Source organism: Pseudactinotalea sp. (assembly GCF_048594945.1).
Lineage (GTDB): Bacteria > Actinomycetota > Actinomycetes > Actinomycetales > Beutenbergiaceae > Pseudactinotalea.
This window is the reverse complement of the sequence record NZ_JBMDXJ010000004.1, coordinates 1-4724: the sequence shown is the minus strand read 5'-3', so window position 1 is coordinate 4724 and position 4724 is coordinate 1. Positions and strand designations below refer to the sequence as shown.

Below are 4724 nucleotides of genomic sequence, written 5' to 3'. Positions count from 1 at the left end.
GCTGCCACCACGTTCTCACCATCGACCAGCACAGACGCCGGCACCTCGAACACCGAACGATTCGCCACAGCAGACGCCGTGCTCGCAGTTGCGGTCGCGTACGAGTTCTGGGTCAGAGTGCCGGACGGCATGCGGGTGCGTCCGATCTCGACGCCGTTCACCCACACCACCACGCCGTCATCGGCGACCACCGAGATCGTCACCGACTCCAACGACGACGGATCCGCCACATCGAACTCCTGGAGGAACTGAGCGCTCAACGGCCGAGGCGACACATTGCCAGCATTCAGATTCGCCACCTGACCAGGAGCATTCACACCGAACAAGCCCGCCCCAGTCGACCACGACGAAGCATCGAACCCAGGCTCAAACCAACCCGACGGCCACGCATCGTTGCTCCACCGGTAGGACCAGGTGCTGCCATCCGCGACCATCGCGACGATGTCGGCAGCGCCGACCACCTCGACCGGTGGCGTACTAGCCGAACGGTTGAGCGCGGTGTCGCGGGCACGGACGGCGTACGTCGTGCCCTCGGTCGAGGCAGGCACCGTCGCGGTCGTGAGGGCGGTCGACGTGATGACACGTCCCTCTTGGAGGATCTCGTAGACAACTCCGCCGCGATCGTCGGTCGAGGCTGACCACTGGAGGGCGACGCTATCCGGTCCCGGCGTGACAGTCAGGTTGCTAGGTGCTGAGGGAGCCGCCGTGTCGGCGATGCCGTACCGAACGAAACCGCCGCTCCATTGTGCGACGCCACCGCTACGAACCGACCTCGACAGGTCGCCGCCGACCCACAGGGTTCCTGCGGAATCCTGGAAGATCCCCCAGACACCGTAACCCGCCCGGGCGGAGAGCTGCGGTGCAAAGGTCTGGATGTACTGGCCGGTACTCGCGTCCCAAGCGCCAAAGAGGCTGATCGCGTCACCCTGAGTCCAGTTCGTGCCCACGTTGTCCCACGTGTATGCGCCCTCGTAACTCCAGTGACCACAGTGGCAGCCTCCGTAGATCACGTTCGGATCGGCTGAGCCACCGGCATAGATGACCTGGAAGTCCCCACCGGCCTTCGTGATCGAACCGCTGAGGAGCCCAAAGTTCACCCGGTCATAGCCGAAGATGGAGTGTTCAGAGCCGCCCAGGTAGACGCGACCATCCGCTTCAGCGACCCCGAACTGCCACACGTTGCCCGAGACTGTGCCATCCGCGTTCCATGTCGCCTTGGAGAACGTCGGCTTCCACACTGGAGCGACCAGCGATGCACCTGCGGAGGTCTGGATGGCGGCCGCAGACGGTGTGTAGGTGGACTGCTTCATCTTGAAGTAGCCGGAGAAGTAGACACGGTCACCCTGCGATGCTGCGTCGATCCCAACCGAGGTGCCGTTCAGGAATGCGTTCCAGTTCGTGTCCGGGGCGGTGTTGCTCAAGGCGATCCGACCACCGTTCCAGGCGCTCGCCGCCGTGCCCGAACTCAACGACACAAGGTGCGTGAAGTTCCCCGATACGTACAGATGTGCGCCCTGAAGGTCAAAGCCACGAACGTACGGCGTGCCTCCCGTCGACCGATTCTCGGCCTGCACCTGCGTTCCCTGGAGCGCCCCGGTCGAGGCATTGAGGAACGCCATGCCCGTCTGCGTCGAGCCTCCAACGCTCGAGAACTGGCCACCCACTGCCAGCCTGCCGTCCGGCAAGCCGAACAGAGCCTTCACCTGACCGTTCAACTGTGGCCGGAAAGTAGATACCCACTCACCGGTGTCGACGTCGAACGCGGCCAGGAAAGGCTGCTGGACCTGACCAGTTCCCGCCGAGTCACGCTGCACGTAGCGGAAATTGCCGCCGACATAGACCGTGCCGTCGACTTCGGCGAACGCTGCAACCTCTGTGTTGAGCTCGCCTCCCTGGCCGTTACCGAAGCCGCTGACGCCCCAGACCGTACGAAGGGCTGCACTCTCTGCGACCGGAGCCTGTTCTGTGGCTGGGGTGCCCTCCGCCGGGACGCTCGGAAATTCGAGATCCGCAAGACGCAACTGCGGACGCAGATACATCTGGGCGAACGGCCGCGCATTCCCGACTCCACTGCTGTTCGACCACACGTACGAGGTTGCAGACGTCGTGCCAGTGATGTTCGGGCCGTAGGACAGCCCGATCGTCCAGCCCTGATTCTGTGCCTCGGAGGTGTTGAGTCGGTAGTAGCCGTTGTCGGCTCCGAAGTTGCTCGTCTGACCGCCACTGCCGGTCCGCGTCGACCCACTGCCCACGGCGCTGAAGCTGTAGGCGCCTACGCGATGCTCAGCACCCAGTGCCCAGACCCAACGGTCACGGGAGCTGAACTTGAATCGGACTTCCTGCCAAGTGTTTCCGTTGACATCGGCGGCGCGCCGGATACGTACTCCGTCGCCCAGGCTGTCAACCCGGCGGCCGTCCAACAGCCCGTCCACGGTGGCAGATGGCAGCTGTGCAGGCCGGAATGCCCCCGTGCCTGTCGGCGTATTCCGAAGCTCGCCCGGAGTGCGATTGCCCTCGTAGTTAGTGGTCCAGCCGTCGCGTCCGCGCGCGATCAGTACCCAGCCACCCCCGTCGGTACTCTGGTCGCAGTAGAACTGCTGTGGAAACACAAGTTCCGGAGTCACCAGCCAATACACCCCACTAGGCGCTGCAGGCGTGTTCTGCTTGATCTCCCAGCACGAAGCGGCGGCTGTCACGTCGGACAGACCGTCGGGCAACGGAACGTCGGCCCGAGCGCTTGGGACTGCCGTGGCCACCGTCGCGACAAGCGCGACGGCCAGAGCGATGATCGCGAACCGCACGTTCCGTGCGCGGCCGATGAATGTTGATGTGTTCACGTCACGATTCCTCTACTGAAGAACAGTCCTGCACAGCAGGGATCTCATGAGTCGAGAGCTTCCAGACATCGTCGATGAAGTCTGCTCCATACTCGTGGCGGACCGGGTGGCCCGGGTTGTACAACAGGTCGCTCGCGTCGTTGCCATTGGCATCTGTGAGAGAGATCTCGGAGACGTCGATACAGACGCCGAGGACAATGTGAGGGGTTCCTGCGTCGAGATCTGACGACAGAATCTCTGTCGAGACCACGTGCGCTTCGCCGGACTGTGTGTAGCCCTGCTCGAGATACTCCCGGGAGAGATTCTCTAGCTCTCCCAGAACGAACCCCGTTGCGATCGCATCGAGCCCGACGACGGCACCGTCTCCTCGCTCGCCGATCTCGTTCGTGGCTTCGACCACCAGTCCCAGCGACTCGACGACACGCGCTTCCTCGTCGGCTAGATCGCCGATGGGACCAGACGACGGGCCGTCGACATCAAGTGGGTCGGGCGACTCCGTCGGGTCATCCTCCGACGGCGCCTGACTCGGGCTGTCGGGCGTTGGACCGTCAGCGCCGCTGCCGGCCTCCTTGCTACCGTCTCCGCGGATGCTGTTGACGAGGAACGCCGCTGCGACAAGCAGGACGAGTGCCGCAACCGTGACCATGAGCAGGCGGCGCCGTGACGACGAGGCTCGTACGGTCTCCTCGCCCGAGGCCCGGGTCATCACGAGCCTCCGATCGTTGAGCTCATGAACTCCCGAAGCATGGTGCTTGAGGTGCGCTCCGTATAGGGGAAGTACACAACGCGAGCACCGACCTCAGCCATCTCCTGCTCAAGGAGCACGCCCTTGACGGTGTGCTGCCAGTCGCTGCCCTTGAAGAGGACATCGAATGGATGGCTGTGGTACGCAATGCGCTTGTCCTGCGCGTGGTCTGCGACCGCTTGGTCGACGATCTTGAGGCTCGACACGATATCGAGCCGTTCCCCGAACGGGATGACAGGGGCGCGCCCCTTCATGGCGAGCAGCGCTTCGTCCGTGGCCACACCTACAGTCAGGTGATCGCAGCGCTCACGTGCTGCCCGCAGGATATTGAGGTGTCCGACGTGGAACAGGTCAAAGCCGCCAGGAACATAGCCGCGGATCATCGGGTCTCTCCCATCGAGACGAGCATCACGTGCTTGCGTCGCATCGACGCGACCGTGTGGACAAGATTGCAGGCGAACAGGCCCACGTAGGCGACCAGGAAGGCCGTGGGTAGCCCCCACAACACGAACATCCAGCAGAGGGTCCCGGTGTCGACGGGAAGAAGTGCGAAGGACTTCAGCACGCCACCTTCTGCAGGATCCTGCGACCGCCCGCCGGCGCGGACCAGGTGATCGGCGAGCGTCTGACTGAAGAACTGGACCACGGTCAGCAGTCCGAACGCCACCGGAACCAGCAGGAGCCACCCGCGCTCACCACCGAGGTAGAGCGCTGCACCAACTGCCACGTGCACGGTCGGCGCCCGTAGGGCGTCGACCACATGATCGACCCACTCACCAGCCGGACCGCTCATGCCGGACAGACGCGCGAGCTGGCCGTCGGCAGAGTCGAGTACGAAACCGAGCGCCAGGAGAACGGCAACCGTGACGCCGCTGACAACGCTCCGGTCGGCGAGGACGAGCACTGCGAGGCCGGCGAGGCTCGCGATCCCGCTCATGGCCGTCACGCTGTTCGGGGTGAGTCCCCACGCGTTCGCCGCCGCTGCCACCGGTCGCGCTGCCCGACGGTTCGCCCACCGCATGTACGCCGGAACACCTCTGCCAGGCTTCTGCCGTCGGCTCAGTTCCGCAAGTCCGACACTGAATCTGCCTCTCCAGCCGGTCCCCCCAGCGCTGGCGCCCACGGGGGGGGGGGCGGCCCCG

Annotated in this window: 4 protein-coding genes; all 4 read right to left on the bottom strand. The window is 64.5% G+C overall.

The genetic code is table 11. The features are described 5' to 3' along the window. Positions 1-2837, bottom strand: a 2837-nt coding sequence (locus ACOJSN_RS00140; RefSeq protein WP_420110482.1) for a fibrinogen-like YCDxxxxGGGW domain-containing protein, incomplete at its 3' end; no start/stop codon positions are given. A 1-nt stretch (position 2838) separates the two neighbouring features. Continuing rightward, complete coding sequence (locus ACOJSN_RS00135) at positions 2839-3543, bottom strand: hypothetical protein (RefSeq protein ID WP_420110481.1); 705 nt, start codon at positions 3541-3543, stop codon at positions 2839-2841. Beyond that, positions 3543-3965, bottom strand: coding sequence for an adenylyltransferase/cytidyltransferase family protein (locus ACOJSN_RS00130; protein WP_420110480.1), 423 nt, complete (start codon positions 3963-3965; stop codon positions 3543-3545). Before ACOJSN_RS00130 ends, ACOJSN_RS00135 begins: the two co-directional genes overlap by 1 nt. Next, on the bottom strand, positions 3962-4603 hold the full coding sequence (locus ACOJSN_RS00125; protein WP_420110479.1) for a CDP-alcohol phosphatidyltransferase family protein: 642 nt from the start codon (positions 4601-4603) through the stop codon (positions 3962-3964). Before ACOJSN_RS00125 ends, ACOJSN_RS00130 begins: the two co-directional genes overlap by 4 nt. Between the last annotated feature and the right edge of the window lie 121 nt (positions 4604-4724).